This is a genomic window from Ruegeria sp. N10 (genome assembly GCF_056531545.1).
The window spans coordinates 1-21681 of the sequence record NZ_JBQFLY010000020.1; the positions used below are offsets into that span (position 1 = coordinate 1).

At 58.3% G+C, this 21681-nt stretch carries 22 protein-coding genes and 1 tRNA gene; 17 read left to right on the forward strand and 6 right to left on the reverse strand.

Annotated elements, in window-relative coordinates; genetic code table 11:
- From ACR0JI_RS19010 to ACR0JI_RS19020, 3 genes are all read left to right on the forward strand, one after another.
- Positions 1–963, forward strand: a 963-nt coding sequence (locus tag ACR0JI_RS19010) for an isocitrate/isopropylmalate family dehydrogenase (RefSeq protein WP_480495988.1), incomplete at its 5' end; no start/stop codon positions are given.
- A gap of 11 nt (positions 964–974) precedes the next feature.
- On the forward strand, positions 975–1313 hold the full coding sequence (locus tag ACR0JI_RS19015) for a tRNA-binding protein (RefSeq protein WP_480495990.1): 339 nt from the start codon (positions 975–977) through the stop codon (positions 1311–1313).
- A complete protein-coding gene (locus tag ACR0JI_RS19020; protein WP_480495992.1) occupies positions 1313–2197 on the forward strand; it encodes a DMT family transporter in 885 nt (294 codons plus the stop codon). The genes ACR0JI_RS19015 and ACR0JI_RS19020 overlap by 1 nt, the downstream gene beginning before the upstream one ends.
- Before the next feature lie 671 nt (positions 2198–2868).
- On the opposite strand, the gene ACR0JI_RS19025 is transcribed toward ACR0JI_RS19020, so the two are convergent.
- Positions 2869–3891 (reverse strand): helix-turn-helix domain-containing protein, encoded by a 1023-nt coding sequence (locus tag ACR0JI_RS19025; RefSeq protein WP_480495994.1) that lies wholly within the window; start codon positions 3889–3891, stop codon positions 2869–2871.
- A gap of 155 nt (positions 3892–4046) precedes the next feature.
- Between ACR0JI_RS19025 and ACR0JI_RS19030 the strand changes: the two genes are divergently transcribed.
- From ACR0JI_RS19030 to ACR0JI_RS19055, 6 genes are read left to right on the forward strand one after another with little or no spacing between them, the layout of a single operon-like run.
- Positions 4047–4259: a YMGG-like glycine zipper-containing protein gene (locus tag ACR0JI_RS19030; protein WP_480495996.1), complete on the forward strand. Its 213-nt coding sequence runs from the start codon at positions 4047–4049 to the stop codon at positions 4257–4259.
- A 38-nt stretch (positions 4260–4297) separates the two neighbouring features.
- Complete coding sequence (locus ACR0JI_RS19035; RefSeq protein WP_480495998.1) at positions 4298–4678, forward strand: hypothetical protein; 381 nt, start codon at positions 4298–4300, stop codon at positions 4676–4678.
- A complete protein-coding gene (locus ACR0JI_RS19040; protein WP_480496000.1) occupies positions 4675–5511 on the forward strand; it encodes a transporter family protein in 837 nt (278 codons plus the stop codon). The genes ACR0JI_RS19035 and ACR0JI_RS19040 overlap by 4 nt, the downstream gene beginning before the upstream one ends.
- 45 nt (positions 5512–5556) lie before the next feature.
- Entirely contained in the window at positions 5557–6615 is a 1059-nt protein-coding gene (locus ACR0JI_RS19045) for a DUF1254 domain-containing protein (RefSeq protein WP_480496002.1), read from the forward strand.
- 17 nt (positions 6616–6632) lie between these two features.
- Positions 6633–7634, forward strand: a complete 1002-nt coding sequence (locus tag ACR0JI_RS19050) for a DUF1214 domain-containing protein (protein WP_480496004.1) — start codon at positions 6633–6635, stop codon at positions 7632–7634.
- Between the two features lie 55 nt (positions 7635–7689).
- Positions 7690–9408, forward strand: coding sequence for an alkaline phosphatase family protein (locus tag ACR0JI_RS19055; protein ID WP_480496006.1), 1719 nt, complete (start codon positions 7690–7692; stop codon positions 9406–9408).
- A gap of 546 nt (positions 9409–9954) precedes the next feature.
- Here ACR0JI_RS19055 and ACR0JI_RS19060 read toward each other — a convergent pair.
- The 4 genes from ACR0JI_RS19060 to ACR0JI_RS19075 all read right to left on the reverse strand — a co-directional run bounded on the left by ACR0JI_RS19060 (position 9955) and on the right by ACR0JI_RS19075 (position 13650).
- Positions 9955–10031, reverse strand: a tRNA-Arg gene (locus tag ACR0JI_RS19060).
- 64 nt (positions 10032–10095) lie between these two features.
- Positions 10096–11478: an ATP-binding protein gene (locus ACR0JI_RS19065; protein WP_480496008.1), complete on the reverse strand. Its 1383-nt coding sequence runs from the start codon at positions 11476–11478 to the stop codon at positions 10096–10098.
- Positions 11479–11496: 18 nt separating this feature from the next.
- Positions 11497–12915, reverse strand: a complete 1419-nt coding sequence (locus ACR0JI_RS19070; RefSeq protein ID WP_480496010.1) for a dihydrolipoyl dehydrogenase family protein — start codon at positions 12913–12915, stop codon at positions 11497–11499.
- Positions 12916–12918: 3 nt separating this feature from the next.
- Positions 12919–13650: a TVP38/TMEM64 family protein gene (locus ACR0JI_RS19075; RefSeq protein WP_480476831.1), complete on the reverse strand. Its 732-nt coding sequence runs from the start codon at positions 13648–13650 to the stop codon at positions 12919–12921.
- A gap of 296 nt (positions 13651–13946) precedes the next feature.
- Between ACR0JI_RS19075 and rpmH the strand changes: the two genes are divergently transcribed.
- From rpmH to yidD, 3 genes are read left to right on the forward strand one after another with little or no spacing between them, the layout of a single operon-like run.
- A complete protein-coding gene (gene rpmH, locus ACR0JI_RS19080) occupies positions 13947–14081 on the forward strand; it encodes a 50S ribosomal protein L34 (RefSeq protein ID WP_005980833.1) in 135 nt (44 codons plus the stop codon).
- A gap of 26 nt (positions 14082–14107) precedes the next feature.
- On the forward strand, positions 14108–14533 hold the full coding sequence (rnpA, locus tag ACR0JI_RS19085) for a ribonuclease P protein component (protein WP_480474021.1): 426 nt from the start codon (positions 14108–14110) through the stop codon (positions 14531–14533).
- The gene (gene yidD / locus ACR0JI_RS19090; RefSeq protein ID WP_480474022.1) at positions 14530–14763 is read left to right on the forward strand and encodes a membrane protein insertion efficiency factor YidD; all 234 of its coding nucleotides are present in this window, start codon (positions 14530–14532) and stop codon (positions 14761–14763) included. Before rnpA ends, yidD begins: the two co-directional genes overlap by 4 nt.
- On the opposite strand, the gene ACR0JI_RS19095 is transcribed toward yidD, so the two are convergent.
- A complete protein-coding gene (locus ACR0JI_RS19095) occupies positions 14760–15695 on the reverse strand; it encodes an alpha/beta fold hydrolase (protein WP_480496012.1) in 936 nt (311 codons plus the stop codon). The genes yidD and ACR0JI_RS19095 overlap by 4 nt on opposite strands.
- Positions 15696–15809: 114 nt before the next feature.
- Between ACR0JI_RS19095 and ttcA the strand changes: the two genes are divergently transcribed.
- From ttcA to yihA, 5 genes are all read left to right on the forward strand, one after another.
- Entirely contained in the window at positions 15810–16703 is an 894-nt protein-coding gene (ttcA, locus tag ACR0JI_RS19100) for a tRNA 2-thiocytidine(32) synthetase TtcA (protein ID WP_480496014.1), read from the forward strand.
- Between the two features lie 44 nt (positions 16704–16747).
- Complete coding sequence (locus tag ACR0JI_RS19105) at positions 16748–18304, forward strand: putative bifunctional diguanylate cyclase/phosphodiesterase (RefSeq protein ID WP_480496016.1); 1557 nt, start codon at positions 16748–16750, stop codon at positions 18302–18304.
- Between the two features lie 126 nt (positions 18305–18430).
- Positions 18431–20260, forward strand: a complete 1830-nt coding sequence (gene yidC, locus ACR0JI_RS19110; protein ID WP_480496018.1) for a membrane protein insertase YidC — start codon at positions 18431–18433, stop codon at positions 20258–20260.
- Positions 20257–20994, forward strand: coding sequence for an MOSC domain-containing protein (locus ACR0JI_RS19115; RefSeq protein WP_480496020.1), 738 nt, complete (start codon positions 20257–20259; stop codon positions 20992–20994). Before yidC ends, ACR0JI_RS19115 begins: the two co-directional genes overlap by 4 nt.
- On the forward strand, positions 20991–21644 hold the full coding sequence (gene yihA / locus ACR0JI_RS19120; protein WP_480474029.1) for a ribosome biogenesis GTP-binding protein YihA/YsxC: 654 nt from the start codon (positions 20991–20993) through the stop codon (positions 21642–21644). The genes ACR0JI_RS19115 and yihA overlap by 4 nt, the downstream gene beginning before the upstream one ends.
- Positions 21645–21681 lie beyond the last annotated feature (37 nt).

The following is a 21681-nucleotide window of genomic DNA, read 5'->3' on the forward strand; positions in this document are numbered from 1 at the left end:
ACGAAAACGTCGGGGCAATGTGCTCACATGGGTCAATTCTCAGTGAAAATTATCTGGCTTACCGGGTCACTTCTCAGCGGAAATCAACAGATCAAGACCTTCGACAGTATCTATCTGGGCGCAGTTGGCTATCCTGGCGTGCCCGATCACGTTTCCCTTTGGGGTTTGCTGATCCCATTGCGGAGAGAGCTGGATCAATATGCCAATGTGCGTCCTGTGCGGCTTTTGAAGGGGATCACCTCTCCACTCGCAAGCCGCGGGCCCGAGGACATCGATTTCATCGTCGTGAGGGAAAACGTCGAAGGGGAATACTCCGAGATTGGCGGGCGTGTCTATCAAGGCACCGAACACGAAGCTGCAATCCAGGAAAGCATCCTAACGCGTCGCGGTACAGACCGGATCATGGATTATGCCTTTGAACTGGCCAAGACGCGCAAACGCAAGCACGTGGCTTCAGCTACCAAATCCAACGGCATTATTCATACGATGCCTTTCTGGGACGAGCGTTTCGCGGCTGCTGCGCAACGCCACCCGGGCGTCGAAACTGCACAGTTCCACATTGACATTATGACAGCCCATTTCGTCCTGCATCCCGATTGGTTCGACGTGGTGGTCGCCTCGAACCTCTTTGGTGACATCCTCTCGGATCTCGGGCCCGCTGTCGCCGGGTCGATCGGCATCGCACCCTCGGCAAATATCAATCCGGAGGGCAAGTTCCCTTCGATGTTTGAGCCTGTCCACGGGTCCGCTCCCGATATCGCAGGCAAGGGCGTAGCTAACCCTGTTGCGGCTGTGTGGACCGCCGCCATGATGCTGGATCACTTGGGCGAAACAGAAGCCGCCGCAGAAATCGAACATGCAATCGAAACTTCGCTGGAACACCCGGATACCAAGACCCGCGACTTGGGCGGCACTGCTGATACCTCCGGGTCCGAAGCCGCCATTCTGGCAGCTCTTTCATAAGGAGAACAGACATGCAGAAAGCTGAGATCGTCTATGACGACTTCGCCAAAGTGGAAATGCGCCTTGGCAAGATCGTGGAGGTCAAAGATTTCCCCCGCGCCCGCAACCCGTCCTACAAGGTTTGCGTCGATTTCGGAGAGTTGGGGCAACGATGGTCGAGTGCTCAGATCAAGAATTACTCCGAAAGCGAGCTGATCGGTCGCCACGTGGTGTGCGTCGTTAACATGCCGCCCAGAAATATCGCTGGGTTCAAGTCGGAAATCCTGATCATGGGTGTTCCCAACGACGCCGGAGAAACCATCCTCTTGCAACCGTCTGCAGACGCAGTGCTCGGAAGTGAAGTCTTTTGATGTCAGCGAAGCATACAGGACTCGGCGCTTTGGCTATTCTGTTATGGGGCACTTTGGGGGCCCTCGGTGCCCTTTCAGCATCGTTGCCTCCCTATCTGGTTCTGACCTTCTGCTTCGCAATAGCGGCAGGTCTGGGGCTAATTATATGCGTCGTCACAGGGCGCGAGCCTGCGCGCATTTGGGATCGTCGTACGAGCCTGTTTGCTGGCCTTTTGGCTGCCTACCATCTTGCATACCTTGAAGCCTTTCACCACGCAGCGCCCATTCCAGTATCACTCATAAACTACCTTTGGCCTGCCTGTTTGATCATTCTTGGAAACTTATTCTTTCATCTGCGTAGTGGAACGTCGGGATATGTCGGAGCCGCGCTTGGCTTTATCGGCGTTCTGATATTGATCGGCAAAGATGGTTTTGCACTCCAAATATCGGAAGCATTTGGCTATGGTCTTGCATTCCTTGGAGCCATTTTGTGGGCGTTGTTTTCTAACCTGAGACGTCACGATCAGTCTGACGCCATATCCGCAATGACGACAATCTGCTTTGTATCCTCATTGTTTTGCCTGCTTTGGTGGATAGCAAAAGGGATGAATATACCAACATTCAGCGCTTTGGATGTTTGGGTTATCCTTGCGCTCGGCTTGGGGCCAGCGGGTGGTGCTTTTTTCCTTTGGGACTTAGGGATGCGCCACGGCAACGCGGCTTTGCTTGGTGTTTTAGGTTACTCCGCGCCAGTAGTTTCCACCATTCTCATGCTGGCTCTGGGTTTGGGTCAACCGGGATGGGAAGTATTTGCAGCGATAGGATTGATAACTTTGGGCGGTATAGTGGTTCAAAGGGGTTCCAAAGGTGCCGAACCATACGAACCGGCAAAAACCGCAGAGTGACGAGAAAATGGAGCAACGACCAAGGTTACCACAAGACCAAATCCCAATACCAAGGAAGAGAGACAAGGCGCTATGTTTGGTTTTCTGCGTCTTAGTTTTGGCGTCCGTGAGTTTTGCTGTTTTTGTTTAACTTTTTCGAAGCTGATCGCTTCTCGGTTGGTATTCTCTTCGGCCCTTTCCGGACCTTCACCCCGTTTGCAGTCTCCGCGGTGCGGCATCACCGGGCCAGCCATTCGCCGCGACCGCAAAATCTCAAGAACGGCAAGTTGACAGACCGTCCGCGCATCCGAGTCGAAACGAAGGGCCTGATACCTAAGACCTTCTTCCAGACACCGTCGAGGCAGCAGGAGCATGCAACGTAACCCCGGATCAACTTGGGGCTGGAATGCGTAGGGCTCTGTAGTCGTTCTAGGAATGACCTTTGCCACTGCCCTCCTCGGTTTCTTCATCGCGAAACCGGAAATCTTTACGGAATGGAAGGGACTGAGCCAATGCTTCTCCCCACTCAGCGGCTGCCGGGGCGTCTTTCAGGGCCGCAGGCATCCCACCTGGCAGAGGTCGTCGAGGGGCGAGTTCCTTGGCACAGTGGATCGCTTTCCCATTCGGCCAGAGGGACGTTTGTATCTACCTGTGCTTCGAAAACCGGGCGCCGCCGGCAATGTGAAACCAAGCTATTCGCCTGACTCCCTGTTTTCCTGAAACTCCCCTTCGGACCGGTATCGCATCGGTGACACCCCGACCCAGCGCTTGAAAGCACGCCTGAAACTCTTGGGTTCGGCGTATCCAAGGCGCGCGCCGATTGCCTCGATCGGCAATTCAGTCTCGCGCAGGAGTTCGAGCGCGCGTCGCTGGAGCACTTCTGCGCGAATCTTGCGGAAGGACACGCCTTCGGTCTTCAGCGCGCGCTGCAAGCTTCTGGGTCCAACGGCCAGAAAGCGCGCCGCAGCTTCTTCCGATAGAATGACGTTAGGATGCATGATGTCCATGATCTGTCCGACGGATTCTCGCATCGTTTGAACCGGTTTGACCCCCATAAGCGCTCCCAGTTCCTCCAGCGACAAGTCGCGGTCCGATCTGGCTCTCCCGGGATTGAGCGCGGCCAAGTCGGACCTTCGGATTGCGATGCCCGGCACAGCGCATCCCAGGCGGACCGGAGCCCCTGTCAATTCTTCAAGAGCTTTTACTTCACCAGCATCGGTCTCGGGGAGCTCGACCCAGTCAGGTCGCCAATCGGGGCCTAGGAAATAACGCGCCACATGGCCGATCACGAACAGTGCGCCTTCGTCGAGATGCCTGTGTCCGATCACTGAAAACTCGCGGGAATCACGACCAACAACGAGGTGCGCGTGGGTTTCCCGAAGCACTATTGTCGATCCAGGATGGGTCAGGCACAACGCCCGCCGTCCCCGGTCAAGTGCCGTTGCCAGGTCGGGGGCGCCCAAAACATAGCTGGAATAGGCCCCATAGGTCCCATAATCGAACTCGCGCCCAAGCCGCGCCCCCAGGTACCGGTCGCCGATAGAACGCGCAACGGATTCGACCACGATGGCTTCGGATGCATAAGGCAAGAAACCTTTCGCTTTCAGAAACATGCCCCGGTTAAGCCCCTCGGACTGCAACGCCCTGTCGACTATGTCGCGAGGGGCGTAGCGATCCAGCAATTCGATCACGTGGCCGACTTCGATAAGGTTCACCAGATTTCTTTGCATGCCTCGACATTGTCGGAAAATGACCGGTAGGACAATGTTAAGATTCTCCTTGAAATAGAGTCCCACCCTCTCGCAGGACCGACCGGTGACGGAAAGGTCGGCTGACGGGCGAAACACCAAGCAAGAAGGAGATAAGAGGAATGGGTATGAATCGAAAAAACCTCATCGCAACGTTCGGCGTTGCCTTGGCCTTGCTCATGGCAATGCCCATGCCGGCGGATGCAAACCGACAGCGCGCCAAGAACACGATCGGCGGCGCGGTCATCGGGGCTGGCGTCGGATCTCTGGTTGGGGGCAGCAGCGGTGCCCGGGCCGGAGCGATTGTCGGCGCCATCGCAGGCGCCACGAAATAAACCGGGGACCTGAACTGGTCGGGAAAGGAAGTTTTTTAATGCCGAATTCTGTTTTGAAACACGCGGTCGTTGCCGCCTGTCTTGTCACTCTCGCAGGCGCGGCCCAGGCCGATGAAGAGATGGAGCGCATGCTCGACGAGGCGATGCCGCACATGCATCACAGCTGTGAAAGTGTGCTGGAAACCTATAGCAACGATGAAGAGGCGGTTGCCGGAATCGTCCGCCTGATGGTTGCGGTCTCGCTCTACAACCGCCAGATCGACGTGATTGCCATGGTTCCCGACGAAGCAAAGCGCGCCCAGCTCCGGGACGAATTCACCGAAGAGCTAGAGGACGCCTGTGACGATGATCCCGGTCGGCTTCTTGCTGGCGCGGTGGATGATGCCGTGAAGAACACGATGGCGGCCTTTGATGGATGACCGGCCAGCCTGACCCGAAAAACGCTTCCCTGAAGGCGTATCTGATGTCTATGTGTCTGCTTTTGCACCGCTGTCTTCTCGCGGCCTGCACGCTATTTCCAGTTGCCGCCGCTGCGCAAGACACAGCTGATTTGGCGCAGGATCTTGCGAACCCGCTGGCCGCCATCATCTCGGTGCCGCTTCAGCTGAACTATGACCAGAACATCGGCGTCGCCGGTCAGGGAAGCCGGACGACGCTGAACCTGCAGCCGGTGATCCCCTTTGCGTTGGACAATGGGGCGAACATCGTGACGCGCACGATCATCCCCTATGTCTGGCAGGAGGACGTGATCCCCGGCACGTCGCAGAGCGGCATCGGCGACGTGCTCTTTAGCGCGTGGTATTCGCGAACGACCGAGACGGACCTGACATGGGGAATCGGCCCCGTTGTCCGCATCCCGACAGGGTCCGACGTGTCCACGGACACCTGGGCGGCGGGCATCACCGGCATCGCCCTTCAGCAGACCGGCCCATGGACCTATGGCGCCCTGGCCAACCATCTTTGGGATGTCGAAAGCAATCCCACGACGCCCACCAGCGCCACCTTCTTGCAGCCGTTCGTCGCCTATTCGACCGAAGACGCCTGGACTTTCTCTCTGCAGAGCGAGTCAACCTATGACTGGAAGGCCGACGCCTGGTCTGTGCCGATCAACGCGTCGGTCTCGAAACTCGCCCTCATTGCCGGGCGGCCCGTCAATTTCCAGGCCGGCGCCGGCTATTGGCTTGAGAGCCCGGCCGGCGGGCCCAAGGGCTGGCGGTTCCGCCTGCAGGTCCAGTTTGTGTTCCAAAGATGACGGGAAGCGCATGTCTGCCCAAACACTTCTGAGAAGGAAAATCCGATGAAGAAACAAATTCAGAGCATTGCCATCGCGGCCGCTGTCGCAAGCCTGTGCGCCGCCCCCGCCTCGGCCCAGTTCGCCGATGACAACCTCGACGCCCTCGTGGACGCCCGCGAGATCCCGGTTAACGTCGACAACTTCATCCGCGCCGCCACCGATATCGAGTTCGGCAAATATGTTGCCCTCGCCGGAGGGGTGAACAGGTTCTACCACTTCCGCGAGATGATGCCCGTCGACAATCAGACGACCGTCAGCGCGAACCGAGATACGCTCTACAGCACCGCGATCATCGATATCAGCGAGGGCGCCACATTCACCCTTCCGGATGTCGGCGACCGCTACATGTCGGCGATGGTCATCAACCAGGATCACTACCTCAACGAGGTGTTCCACGGTGGCGGCACCTACACGCTGAATACGGAGACCTTCGATACCGACTACGTCGCGGTCTATCTGCGCATCCTCGTGGATGCGACCGACCCGGCGGACATGGCCGCCGTGCACGCGATCCAGGACCAGATGTCGATTGACGCAGCATCGTCCGAACCCTTTGTCGTACCGCCCTATAACGAAGCGAGCTACACGGGCCTCGTGAGGGCCACCGTCGGTGTTGGCGCTTACCTTCCAGACAGTTTCCGCATGTTCGGCAAGAAGGAGGATGTCGACCCGGTGCGGCATTTCATCGGCACGGCCGGAGGCTGGGGCGGTTTACCCGAGGATGAGGCGCTCTATCTCGGGATCGTGCCGGGACTTTCCGTAGGCGAGTACAAGATCGAGGTGCCTGCAGAAGTCCCGGTCAAGGATTTCTGGTCGGTCAGCCTCTATGATGCGAACCGCTATTTCGCGCCAAACGCCCTTGGTGCCTATGTCGTCAATTCCGTCAGCGGGACGTACAATGACGACGGCTCGATGACCGTGCACCTGGGCGGTTGCGAGGACGGGCGCGTGAACTGCCTGCCGCTTGTCGAGGGTTGGCAATACACCGTGCGGCTCTATCGGGCGGCGCCGGAAGTCCTCGACGGATCGTGGACCTTCCCCGGCGTCGAGCCAGCAAACTAACGGAAAGGACAATGAACATGAGATATCTTCTTCTTGCCATTGCGCTTTGTGCACCTGCGCCAGTCCTCGCCGAGGACATTACGATCCAGAACCTTATGCGTGCCGAGAGCGATACGATGTTCCGGCTCACCATGCAGGGCAACGGAACCAGCGTCGGCGAGATTGCCCACGAGCGCCAGGTTGCCTCAGCCGACGCGCCGCAACCGATCATCCGACCCAATCAGGACACCATGTATTCGGCCGCCATTATCGACCTGTCCGAGCCGGTAACGGTGACGCTACCCGAGGGCGACGGGCGGTTCCAGTCGGTGCTGGTGATCAGTCAGGACCATTACAACTTCGCCTATGCTGAACCCGGTGCCTATGAACTGACAGAGGACGAAGTCGGGACTCGCTTCGCGATGCTCCTGTTCCGCACCTTTGTTGACGCGGGAGATCCCGACGATGCCACGCGAGCCCATGCCGTGCAGGACGGAATACGCCTCGAAGGCGGCGGAACCGGCCCTTTTGAGGCTCCAAACTGGGACCTTGAAAGCCTTGAGGCCGCGCGGAAGGCGGTCAGCGACCTCGCCGCTGCCGTCGGCCTTGATGCCAGCATCGCCTTTGGCCGTCGCGGTGAGGTGGACCCCCTGGGCCATCTGATCGGGATGGCAGGCTGGGCGGGGCAGCCGGCCACGACGGCCAGTGCGTTTGTCGACGCCGTCGATATGAATGACGGCGAGACCCCCCATGCCGTGACGTTGCATGACGTGCCGGTGGACGCGTTCTGGTCGATCACCGTCTACGACGCCGACGGTTTTCTCGCGCCCAACGATCTGGGGCGGAACAGTTATAACAACACCTCGGCCACCCCAAACGAAGACGGCTCTTACACCATCCATTTCGGCGGCTGCGAGGACGGCCGGATCAACTGCATCCCCCTCACGCCGGGCTGGAACTACACGATCCGGCTCTACCAGCCACGTGCCGAAATCCTCGACGGAAGCTGGACCTTCCCGGATGTCGTGCCCGTAAACTGATGACGCAACGGCCCGCGCACCGCGCGGGCCGACCGACGAGAGCAAGGAGTCTTTGATGTCGAAAAAGCCACTTGTCCAAACGGCCAGTTGCGCCGTCTTCCTGGCGTTTTCCTTGGCGAACGCGGCAATAGCCGAGGGCAAGCCGCGCCTCATCCTCCAGATCACTGTAGATCAGCTGCGGGGCGATCTGCCCTTCCGCCACTACGACCAATTCGGCCCGGGCGGTTTCCGCTATCTGATGGATCAGGGCGTCTACTATGACAACGCCCACCACGCCCACGCCAACACCGAAACCGTTGTCGGCCATACCACGCTGGCCACCGGCGCGCATCCCGCCGCTCATGGCATGGTCGGCAACCTCTGGTACGACCGCGCCACCGGGCGCACCATCTACAATGTCGAGGACGCCGATTATCCGCTCCTCACCCAGGGCGCCGACGTCAACCCCGAGACCGAGGTCGACCCCACCCAGCTTGCCGCCAGCTCGGATGGCCGTTCGCCCCGCGCCATCCTGACCACCACCTTTTCCGATGAACTCACCATCGCCACCCAGGACCGCGCCAAGGTCTTTGGCGTCTCGGTCAAGGATCGCGGCGCCGTCTCGATGGCGGGCCACACCGGCAAGGCGTTCTGGTTCTCCAAATCCGCCGGCGAATTCGTCACCTCCAGCTACTACTACGACAGCTACCCCTCTTGGGTGACCGACTGGAACGCCAAGGATTTCCTGCAGAATTATCTCGGCACCTCGTGGGAGCTGATCCATCCCATCGACACCTACCTCTTCGGCGACCGAGACGATCAGGAATGGGAAACCGATCTTGCCGGGTTCGGCCGCACCTTCCCCCACCCCTATTCCACCGTCGACCCGCTGTCGTGGAAGAACGATCCCTATTTCGCCACGCTCCTCACATTCAGCCCCGCCGGAGACGAGATCACCGCCGATTTCGCCAAGACTCTGATCACTGCCGAGGGCCTGGGCCAGGATGACGTGACCGATTACCTCTCGGTCAGCTTCTCGGCGACCGATTACGTCGGCCACGGCTTCGGCCCCTCCAGCCTCGAGGCCGAGGAAAACCTGCTGCGGCTCGACCGCACCCTGGCCGATCTCTTCGCCTTCATTGACGCCGAGATCGGGCTTGAGAACACCCTGATCGCCCTCTCCGCCGATCACGGCACCCCCGAGGCGCCGGGATACCTTGCCGAGCTGGGAGAGATGGGCGGCTACGTCAGCCCCGAGCACTGGGCCACCCAGCCCGCCGCCGACCGCATCCGGGCGCGCTTTGGCCTTACCGGTCCACTGATCGCGGGCTATGACCACCCTTATCTCACCCTCTCGGACGAGGTGCACAGCCGCACCGACATCGACCTTGTCGCCCTGGAAACCGCCATCGCCGAAGAGCTTTCGGCCTTCGAAGGCATCGCCTTCGCCGTGCCCTCATCCCGCATTCGCACAGGCGCCCTGCCCGACAATGCGCTGATGCGCGCGGTCGCCAACAACTACAACCCCGACCGCTCGGGCGACATCTATCTGGTGACCAGTCCCGGCTGGTTCATCAACGATTTCGACGGCCTATCCGTCACTGTCACCCACGGCTCGCCCTGGCGCTATGACACCCACGTGCCCATCGCCTTTGCCGGGTTCGGCCTCGCGCCTCAGCGGGTCTCGCGCCGGGTGCACACGGTCGACCTAGCGCTGACGCTTGCCGCGATCGCAGATACGCGCCCACCCGACGGCGCCGCAGGAGAAGTGTTGGGGGAAGTCATCGGGTACTAGGCGCCTCGCGGCGATGCAGAGTGGAGACAGTGATTGGGTTAGATTGAACGTCGGCTTCCAGCTTTTCGAGCTGACGGGTTCGAGGTAGCAGAGAAGGACCGCTTCCCGCCCAACGTGCTGATCAAGCATGACCGCTTTGGGCTGATTGCCTCCATCGTTCTCGGCAATGGGAGCGGCGGATTTGTCCCGCATTGCGGATAATCATCGGAATGGATCGGGTGTCTGCGTGGACTTCAAAGCGGTCTTTCGTGCTAAGTGCGCCAAATGGCCAAGCAGCTGATGTACTCTCGGCGTAACGAGTTTGTAGCCGCGCGGGAGTGGCCATATCTCACCTGACCTATCAGTCAAAAAGTCCAGATACCCCGCGCTTGGTATGCGTGGGGTATAAACAAAACCGTGCGGCGTCCGGGTGAGGCCGGGGGGTGGGGTGCGACATTCGGACTCACTCGGCATCGCAGGGGTAAACCGGCAAGCGTTTCGAATTTAGTGGCAGATCAGGGGCAGGAAAACGTTGATCGGAATTTCGTCAATGTTTTCAGTACCAAATGGCGGACCGAGGAGGATTCGAACCCCCGACCCCTTGATTCGTAGTCAAGTACTCTATCCAGCTGAGCTATCGGTCCGCGTTGGTGAGGCGCTGTTTAGACCTGTGGTCAAAGACGTGCAAGCCGATTCTTCAAAAAAAAATCAAAAAGTCATGTCTCCGCGCGGAAGCCTTATTTCAAAGATCGTTCCTTCGGGCCCGGTCTCTTTCAGTGTCAGGTTACCGCCATGCCCGCGCACCAGTTCCTGAGAGATTGCAAGGCCCAGGCCAGAGCCTCCTTTGCGGACCCCACCCTGAAACGGTGTGAACAGGTTTTCACGTGCTTTTGGCGGAAGACCCGGCCCGGTGTCGCGAATTTCAAGACACCAGGCGTCCTGATATTCACACCCGTCGATGGTGATATGACCCGGCTTACCCGAAGCTTCCAACGCCTGTCTTGCGTTACGCACGAGGTTCATGATGACACGAAACAACTGCTCGGGGTCGGCGCGGGCGATCAGATCTTCAGGCACTTCGTTCACGATCTCGACGCAGCCCCCCGCGACTGCCAGCTGTTCGCTGGTAGCGACGTCAGCCGCAATTGCCCGTAGGGGCACCATCGTCAAGGTCGGCGCAGGTTCTTCTGCACGGCCGAATGCCAATGTGCTTTCACACAGCGATACAGCACGGGTGATCGAATTCACCAACTTCGGAGCCATTCGCCGGACCAGCGGGTCATCACTGGATTCGATCCTGTCCGTGAACAGCTGCGCCGATGTCAGGATGTTACGCAGGTCATGACTGACCTTTGCAACCGCCCCACCCAGTTGCGCCAGCCGCTCGCGCTGTTTGAGCGCCTGCGTCAGTTCCGTTTGCAACATCTTCAGCGCTTCTTCGGCCTCGCGCAATTCCGTCACTCTGGAATTCGGCGAGATGATGCCGCGCGCATCCTCGGGTGCGCTGGCATAGCGCTGCATATATCCCACTACGCTTTTGATTGGGCGAACAAGAACCACGCGCACCGCAAGGAACAGTAAGGACGCCGTGATGATTGAGATGACAAAGGACAGCCCCAGAATGCGCAGGCCGTAGTCAACCATCGCCATACGCAGGGGGGCGCTGTCGATCGTGACCTCAATCAGCAACCCCGCGCCCTTGACCGGCTCGCCAATGATACGGATGACTTCATTTTCGGGTATGAATATCCGGCTCACCGCATCCCGGATCAAAATCCACGGACCGGCATCCCGTAGATCGAATGTTTTGGTGATTGCCTCGGGAATTGGTGACGACAGCATGAGTTGGCGGACTTCATCCCGACGCAACACAACGTTGTAGACACCGGCATTCGCCAGCAGTTCTGCCTCAAGATCTTCGGCCAGCATATCGTCAGCCAGCAACGCCAGCGATGCGATCTGGGCGCGTTCCAGACGGTTTAGCAGGAAATCCTCGCGGAACCGGGCAATCGACGGGACAAAGATCAAGATTTCGGCCAACATAACGAAGACCGTCGTCAGGATCAGAAATCGGCCCGACAGCGAGTTCAAATTACGCTCCTCTTCAGGTCAGGGAATCCAGCGCTGGACGAACCTGACCACACGTTTAACTGTCTGATTCTCAAACAGCCTTGGAGAGAAATAAGCGCCAGCAACGCGTTTGTTAAGCTCTCCGATCGTTGGATAGGGTGAAACCATAGCAGCGATCTGTCCCATCTTCAGATTATTGGCCAAAGCCAGCGACCACATGTTGATCAACTCGCCCGCCTGATGGCCCACAATCGTGGCACCGACGGGCCTGCCCTTCACCACCATGACCTTGATGAACCCTTTAGTTTTGCGCTCGGCCAAAGCGCGGTCATTGTGGTGATAGTCAAAGCGCGCAACCTGCACCCTGTCGCCATGCCGGTCGCGGGCCTGAGTTTCGGTCAGACCAACCTGCGCCAGTTCAGGGTCGGTGAACGTTGCCCATGGGATATGCGCCGTTTTCGCCCTAGCGGGCAGGCCGAACAAGGCGGATCGAATGATGATACCCGCATGATACCCGGCTACATGGGTGAATTGCAGCCCCCCCAAGACATCGCCAATCGCATAGACCCGGCGGTTTGACGTCCGCAAGCTGTCATCCGTCTTGATCCCGGTTCGGGTGCGGTCAATTCCTGCCGCGGCCAAGTTCAGACGCTCGATATTGGCTTTGCGCCCTACGGCGATCAAAAGGTGAGAGCCCCTGTGAATATCGCCATTCTCGGTCACGATTTCCACAACGCCTTCCCTTCCGCGAATCTGGGCCACCACGGCATTTTCGTGGACCATAACACCTTCGCCGCGCAAAGCCTCCAGCACCACGGACGCGGCCTCGGGGTCGTCTTTGCCCAATGCCTTCTGCCCTTCAACAACTGTTACCTTGCTGCCCAACCTGACATGAGCCTGCGCCGTTTCCATACCCACCGGACCACCGCCAATGATCAGCAGGTGTTCCGGACGCTCGCGCAGATCGAAGATGGTTTCGTTTGTTTGATAAGGCACTGTGTCCAGTCCCGGGATCGGCGGAACCATTGGCGAGGACCCGGTTGCAATCACGATCCGGCGCGCGGTGATGACATGATCTCCGGCCTGCACCTTGGTCGGGGAGATAAAGCTGCCAAACTCGCGGATCACCTTGACACCCAAACCTTCGAAGCGTTCCTGGCTGTCCATCGGTTCGATCTGGGCAATCACATCCCGCACATGATCCTTCGCCGCCGCATAGTCGATCCGAGGGTTTACGTCGGCCACGCCAAACGCGGCGGAATGCGCCTGACCAAAGGCCGCTTTGCCGCTTGCAATCAGCGCTTTCGACGGGACGCAGCCGAAGTTCAGGCAGTCGCCGCCCATCTTGTACCCTTCCAGAAGGATCACCTTCGCACCCATCTGGCTGGCACCGGCCGCAACCGACAACCCTCCGGACCCGGCCCCAATGACCAGGATATCTGTCTTGAGGTGTTGCATGGGTCAGGCGTCCTTTCCGCCACGCAGGGACTTGATGACAATCGGCAAAGCAGCCAGCACACACAAGCCGACAATGGGGCCAATAACGAAGGGTTCCCACAACAAAGAAACGTCCGGTGTTTCACCACGGTCGAACACACCGCCCAGCCCAACGCCGATCCAGGTGTAAACGATACCCCCCGGGATAATGCCCAGCGCCGTCGTGATCAGAAAATTGCGAAATTTGACGCCCACCAGCGCAGGCACCAGATTGGCCACAAAGAACGGCACAACCGGGACAAGCCGCAGCAGGAACAGCACCGAGATTTCGTTCTCGCGCAACCTGTCCTTCAGCTTCCCAATCGTCCCCTTTGAGGCATCCAACCGGGCCGTCAATGCATTGCCCAACCCCCAGCGGGCGGCCAAAAAGATGGCCGATGCGCCTATAGTGGCCGAAAATACATTGAACACCGTTCCGGCAAACAGTCCAAACAGGAACCCACCGGTCATCGAGGCGACAGCTGCCCCGGGCAGCGAAAACGCGACGATCACGATATAGACGGCAACGAACCCGGCCACCATGGCCCAATAGTTTGCGTCCCGCCACGCCAGCAACGCTTCGCGGTTGTCGCGCAGGGTTTCGAAAGTCAGGTAATCACCCAGCGTGAAAAACCCCACCGCGGCGACACCGAGAATCACCAGCAAAGGGATTTGGCGCGCCAACCCGTTTCGTGGAACGTGGCTTGTTTCGGACATCTGGTCTTCCGGTTCTTCTTGTTTCATCTTACGCCCAACATGCGCTGCATGCGCTTTTGGCAACAGGGGGTTCACGGGGCCTTGATCTATGCGGCCGCGAACGTGACAGTTTCAGACGATAATCGACCGATTTGAAATCTTTTCAGCAATCGGTTTACAGAATTGTTGCAAAAGCCGCGAAAACCGGACCGTTGGGGTTTGACTTACACTTCGCTTGGCAGTAGAGGACGGGCTTCGAACACTAGGGCCAGGCGAATCCGCGCCGCACCCGACCGCTATAGATTGGAGACGGAGCGATGAAACGCACCTATCAGCCTTCGAACCTGGTTCGCAAACGCCGCCACGGTTTCCGCGCGCGCATGGCCACAAAAGCCGGCCGCAAGATCCTGAATGCGCGCCGCGCCCGCGGCCGCAAATCGCTGAGCGCGTAAAACCGCCCACTGATCAGGGTATGAACATGATGCCGCCGGAGGCCCCTGAGGATGGTAAGAACCACCCCGGGAATACGCCCCCGGCGGCTTCTGTTTGTCTACCCACATCTCTGACGATCCTAAAAAAAAGAGCCGATTTCCTGAAAGCCGCGCGCGCGCGCAGACAGGGAACGTCTTCGATGATGGTGCAGGCCCGCCGACGCGCTCCGGATGAAGCGGTCGGGCTGCGCGTTGGCTTTACCTGCTCAAAGAAAGTCGGAAATGCCGTGGCCCGCAATCGTGCCAAGCGCCGCCTGAGAGAAGTCGCACGGGCGGTCTTGCCTGTGTCCGGTCTTGAGGGATGGGACTATGTGCTGATCGGGCGGGCTGATGTAACCGCCGATCTCCCTTATGACGTCCTGCTGAGCGACTTGCGGTATGCGCTTCGCAAAGTGCATGCGGGCCACAAATGACCTTCCTGTCCCATATCGTCGCCCTGCCCGTTCGCGCGTACCGGCTGATTTTCAGCCCCTGGGTTGGTTTCAATTGCCGCTATCAGCCCACATGCTCGGCCTATGCGCTGGAAGCATTGGAAAAACATGGCGCGATCCGGGGATCATGGCTGGCTGCGCACCGGATATGCCGGTGCCATCCCTGGGGCAGTGACGGTTACGATCCGGTGCCCGACAATACAGACCCTTAAATCAACGCCAGATTGCCGCGGTCGGTGAAGCTGCGGGTCGGAATGACCTCTCGGTCCAGTTTTCCCATCAATGTATGGTGCAAGTATTCGAAAAACCGGGGCGAGTCAAAATACCAGTTGTGTGTCGCGGAAGGCCCGTCCCCGTATTCATCGCGGGTATTTTTGAAATAAGACCCGCAATACAGATTAACCGCTTTCTCGGGCCGGTCGTTTGGCATTCCGACACGGCCCAGTCGGCGCGATACTCCGACACGCTTAACCTCTGAAATCGACAAAACCTCGTCAAACGGGCTGTAATAGCATGTCAGCCTAGTACAACGTCGCATCAGAGAGGACGTCTTGGAACTGCCATCGCGGAACGATTTCGCGGATACATCCGCCGCGACAAACGCGATCTGGCTGGTCATCCAGCTGTGTTGCGCGGTTTCGTGGTCGTCATCGGCATAATCCATGGCTTCGCGCACCAAGAACGTGCCCATGGAATGTGCCAGAACATGGACGTTGTACCGGCAATCCGCAGTCTGCATGCGGGACAGCCGCGTGATCCCGTGACTGAACAATTTCTCAGCCGCACGCCGCGCGTCAGCCCGGTCAACGTTATAGCCCAGAACAGATCCATCGCTTGGCCAGTCATAACTGATGACCACACCGTTAAAGCCATGCATCTCAAGACCGGTGCGAATTTTGCGGTGACGTTCCAGCATCTGGTATTGCTCGGTATTGAACCCGTGCACGAAGACGACAATATGCCCGTTCTCGGTAGCCGTCGCCCCGGCTTCGGCCTGAATCCGGCTTATCCATTGAGATTGCGGTATTTCATGCTGCCGTGCCGGTTGCCCGACATTCCCCGGAATAGCCAGATATCGCGCGGCGCCCATCTTGTTTGAATAGTGATCGCCGCTTCGGGAGCGGACGGAAAAGAAATAGTCCATAATATACCTCCTGAAAAATACGCGCAGGGTAACACGGGTGTAACTACTCTCCAAATGCGGTTGATCCAGCTTCTACGCCTTGCCCGGGCCTTCGGTCCGCTGTAACCACGGCGCATGTTTGATGATGCAGACGATATCCACCCGCTGTTTGCCGGCGCGCCCTCGACAACCGAGTTCAAGAAGCTGCGTAAACGCATTGTGCGCCAGACCCGTGAAGCGATCGAGCAATACGGGATGGTGGATCCGTCCGCCCACGACAAGGAAGGCAAGCCTCCCCGCTGGCTGGTCTGTCTTTCGGGTGGCAAGGACAGCTATACATTGCTGGCCGTTCTCTACGAGCTCAAGTGGCGGGGCCTGTTGCCTGTCGATCTGCTGGCCTGCAATCTGGATCAGGGCCAGCCGGGCTTTCCGGCGACGGTCCTGCCCGAGTTTCTGGGTCGAATGGACGTGCCGCATCGGATCGAATATCAGGACACATATTCCGTTGTGATGGACAAGGTTCCGCAGGGCCGGACCTATTGCGCCCTGTGTTCCCGTTTGCGCCGTGGCAACCTCTATCGCATCGCGCGCGAGGAAGGGTGCTCGGCGGTCGTTCTGGGGCATCACCGCGACGATATCCTTGAGACGTTTTTCATGAACCTGTTCCACGGCGGCCGCCTGGCCACGATGCCACCGAAACTGGTGAACGAAGAAGGCGATCTTTTTGTATTCCGCCCGCTCGCCCATGTCGCCGAAGCCGATTGCGAGAAATTTGCCAAGGCGATGCAATACCCGATCATTCCCTGTGACCTGTGCGGCAGTCAGGATGGGTTGCAGCGCCAGCAGGTCAAACAGATTCTGGATCAATGGGAAAAGAACAGCCCGGGTCGGCGACAGGTTATGTTCCGAGCGTTAACAAACGCGCGGCCATCGCACCTTCTGGATGGAAAGCTGTTTGATTTCATTAACCTTTCACTAAATTCCGACGAAAAATCTGGGAACTTAGAAGAGATTCCGCTTCTGCGTTAACGACTGACTTAGACTGGTTTCATAGGCTTTGCCTTGTGCAGATCATGCCCAAAGCCAGAAAGCTGATGCGGAACCATCCCCTTACCGACCGTTTTGTCCATTCGTTGAAAACCGTTCTGGGCGGCCCAGCCGCGCTGGCCTTTGTTCCTGCGCTTTGTCTGAGTGCGTTCTGGATTGGGGGTGAACAGGCCCTGGTTGCACTGGCCCTGATTTTGCCTCTGATCGTCGCAGGCATCAATGCATTCGCAGCCAATCCGTCGCGTAAGGGGCTTTGGCGCCCCGGCGGTCTGCTGTCAAAGGACCAGTTTGAAACAGTTTTGGAGAAGGCATTTGCCGACGCCCGCCTGAAGGGGGAAAACTCGGCCTGTTTCGCGGTGGTTCTGGATGATTTCACGCAATTGCTTGATCTGCACGGACAGGCGGCGGCAAACCACGTTGCACAGCAATTCTGCTCGCGCATTTTGTCCATGATCCGCTCCAATGATTGCGCAACCCGGATGGGTGGAAACAGGATGATGGTTGTTCTGCACCCGGCACGGCAACTGGATCTGGAAGCATGTATTCAGATGTCGGGCCGTATGCAAAACGCCGTTGAAGACCCCATCATGTTGAATGGCACCGGCGTGTATATGTCCTGTTCCATTGGCTTTTGCCTGAGCAGCAATATCACTGACGGCTCGGCAATCGAATGGCAGGAAGCCGCAAATAACGCCCTTTTGGAGGCGCAACAAAATGGGCCTTCCACGATTCGCGCTTTTTCCTCTCAGACGCGCAGACGGGCGCAGGTCAGGATCAACTTGCGCAAAGAGTTCGAGGCGGCGCTGGACAGCGGTGAAATCCGCCCGTGGTTTCAACCCCAGATCTCAACCGATACTGGGCGTATCAGTGGGTTTGAGGCTCTGGCCCGCTGGGAACATCCGAAAAAAGGGGTTCTTGCTCCCAATGTGTTCCTGCCCTTTGCCGAACAGGCCGAACTGATGGACCGGCTGGGGCAGGCCATGCGGCATCATTCCTTCTCTGCAATGCGCGAATGGGATCGGTCCATGCTGTCGGTGCCGCGCATCGGGATCAATTTCTCATCTGACGAACTGCGCAATCCGGGCCTGATCGACCGTCTGAAATGGGAATTGGATCAATTCGATCTGACCCCTGACAGGCTGGCGGTCGAGGTGTTGGAAACCGTGTTCTCCAGACGGCCCGACGATGTCATCACCCGCAACGTCACCGGGCTTGCCGCAATGGGGTGCTGTATTGATCTGGACGATTTCGGGACAGGACATGCCTCGATCGGTTCTATCAAACGGTTCAACGTATCCCGCATCAAGATAGACAGGTCATTTGTTGCCAAAGCGGATCTGGACCCAAGCCAGCAACAGCTTGCCAGCGCCATTCTGATGATGGCGGAACGTTTGCATCTGGAAACTTTGGCCGAAGGTGTCGAAACACCGGGTGAACACGCTCTGATGGCCCAACTGGGTTGCGATCATGTTCAGGGGTTTGGCATCGGCAAGCCCATGCCATTTGAGAAAACCAAGGATTGGATCTCGTCTTACCGCAACAAGATCGAAGGAGTTCCTAAAATCGGGCGGCAAACGCGGTAGGGAACCGGAAATCGTGACAAAGAAGACCCCTCCGTGACGAAATGACGGGCGATTCCGCTTGACCTTTGGGTCTGCACTCTGTTGAACCCTGCGGGTGTCTTTCACTGCTCAAGGTGGCTGTCCCCGATGGACGATCAGAACAAGAACCTTATCCTCGCAACCGCGCTCAGCTTTCTCGTGATCCTGGTCTGGTTCGTGCTGTTCCCCCCTCCGGAACAGACGACAACGCCGGATCAGGCTGAAATAACCAGCGTCGAAGGCAATGAGGTTCAGACGCCCAGCACAGCCGATACCAGCACTGTCGGAGAGGCAACCGCGGCAGCTGCCGAAGCTGAGCCCGAGGCCGAAGCGCCCCGCATCAATATCGACACGCCCCGCCTGACCGGTAGCCTGTCCCTTGCTGGCGGTCGGATCGACGAGCTGTCTTTGAAAGACTACAAGGTCTCGCTGGCCGAGGATTCTCCTATTGTCGAGTTGTTGTCGCCGGTCGGATCGCAATCCGCCTATTACGCCCTCTATGGCTGGGCCCCCGGCGCGGGCCTGACCGGTACAGACGTACCCGGACCAAATACCATCTGGACGCTTGAGCAGGGTGAAACCCTGGGTGTTGACACGCCGGTGACGCTGGCCTGGGAAAACGGCAATGGACTGACATTCCGCCGCACCATCGCGGTTGACGAGAACTATATGTTCACGGTCACGCAATCTGTCGAAAACGCCACCGGAACCGAAGTTGGACTGGCACCTTATGGCATTCTTGCGCGCCACGGCATTGGCGAAGACGGCGACCTGCCGGACCTGAAAAACTTCTTCATTCTGCATGAAGGTGTGATCGGTATGGCCGACGGCACTCTGACCGAAGTGGATTATGGCGACGTTCGTGATTTCGATATCGATCCGGACGAACGCGCGCAGGCCGAGGTATTCCAGGTCAAGGAAAACGGCTGGATCGGGTTCACCGATCACTTCTGGATGACCACGCTGATCCCGGAACCCGGTTCTGCTTTCAAGGCGGCTGCCAAATACGACTCGCGTCGCAAGATTTACCAGACAGAAACGGTACTTCCGACGCTGACCGTGGCACCGGGAGCGACCGAGCAGGTGACAACGCAGCTGTTTGCTGGCGCAAAGGAATGGGAGACCATCCGCGAATACCAGGCTGACGGTGTGCAGAAATTCATCGACAGTATCGACTGGGGCTGGTTCTTCTTCCTGACCAAGCCGATTTTCTGGCTGCTGCACAACATTCATGCGCTGATCGGCAACATGGGTTGGTCCATTATTGGCCTGACGCTGATCATCAAGGCAATCCTGTTCCCGCTGGCCTTCAAGTCCTACGTCTCGATGGCGAAGATGAAGGAACTGCAACCGCAGATGGAAGCCCTGAAAGAAGCCGCGGGCGACGACCGCCAAAAGATGCAGCAGGGCATGATGGAGCTGTACAAGAAGGAAAAGGTGAACCCCGCTGCCGGTTGTTTGCCGATCCTGTTGCAGATCCCGATCTTCTTTTCACTGTACAAGGTGATCTTCGTCACAATCGAACTGCGTCAGGCACCGTGGTTTGGCCCCTTCCAGGACCTGAGCGCACCTGACCCGACCTCGATCATGAACCTCTTTGGCTTGCTGCCCTGGGCCGGCCCGCAACCGGATACCCTGATGGCGCTGATCTTTATCGGTATTCTGCCGCTGCTGCTGGGGATCTCGATGTGGCTGCAACAGAAACTGAACCCGGCACCAACCGATGCCACACAAGCGATGATCTTCGCGTGGATGCCCTGGGTCTTCATGTTCATGCTGGGCGGCTTTGCCAGCGGTCTGGTCGTGTACTGGATTGCGAACAACACGATCACCTTTACCCAACAGTATCTGATCATGCGCAGTCAGGGCTATTCGCCGGACGTATTCGGAAACATCAAATCCGGATTTAAGCGATTGCCGAACACGGACAAGAAATGAGCGGAACTGTTTCAGGCCTTTGGCGTCACCCGATCAAAAGCCATGGGCGTGAAGCCCTGAGCCTGATTACCCTCAACCCCGGGCAGACCATGCCCGGGGATCGCGTTTGGGCGGTTGCCCATGAAGCGACCAAGACCGACGGAACGGAATGGGCCCCGTGTGTGAATTTCAGCCGCGGTTCAAAAGCTCCCAAGCTGATGGCAATTTGGGCGAAACTGGACGGCGAGCAGGTCACTTTGTACCACCCGGACCGCCCGGATCTGAGCTTTCACCCCGACACGGAGCAATCGGTTTTCCTAGATTGGGTAAAGCCGCTTATGCCCACAGACCGTGCTGCGTCTGCCCGAATTGTCCGGGTGCCCGGGCGCGGCATGACCGATACCGATTTCCCGTCAATCAGCCTGTGCAACATGGCCTCTCATCGCGCTGTTGAACAAAAGCTGGGCCAGTCTTTGTCTGCGGCGCGGTGGCGGGGAAACATCTGGTTCGAAGGCCTGCCTGAGTGGGATGAGTTCGACTGGCTGGGCCGTGACCTTCGCATTGGCGAAACCGTACTCCGGGTTCGCGAGCGTATCACCCGCTGTCTGGCCACGACCGCAAATCCGGAAACCGGCGAACGCGACGCGGATACTTTGGGCGCGCTGAACAGCTGGGATCATCAGGATTTCGGTGTTTATGCAGAAGTTGTTCAGGGTGGTGAAATCCGCCTGAATGATACGCTGGAGTTGCTATGACCACGCTTCCGTTTCCGCTGGCTGAAGAGCCGGATGACTTCGCCAAAGAACGCGGTCGCAAACTGTTTGCCGGCCCGTCTGAATTTATCAAAGGCGTGGTCGCCATGACGGGCCTGCCCGCCCCTGACCGGTTGGAGGTTTGCTTTGCCGGACGCTCGAATGTCGGCAAATCCAGCCTGATCAACGCGCTAACCGGAACCAAGGGTCTGGCGCGTGCCTCGAACACACCTGGCCGCACGCAAGAAATCAACTTCTTCACGCAAGGCCCCGACCTCTATCTGGTGGACCTGCCGGGCTATGGGTATGCGAATGCACCGGTTAACGTGGTGGAAAAATGGCAGAAGCTTCTCAAGCAATACCTGAGCGGTCGTCAGACACTGCGCCGTGCCTTTGTCCTGATCGACGCGCGACACGGGGTAAAACCGGTCGACGCTGAAATCATGAAATTGCTGGATACCAGTGCCGTGACCTTTCAATGCGTTCTCACCAAGGCTGACAAGGTCAAGGCCAACGAGCGCGAAAAGGTTCTGGAGCAAACCCGCGCGGCCTTGTCCAAACATCCCGCAGCATTCCCGGAAATCGTCCTGACTTCGTCCGAAAAAGGCGACGGGATTCCGACCCTGCGCTCGATCATTGCACATCTGGAATAGCTTCGCCCTTGGCAGCGCGGTGCAAAGGCCCTAACAC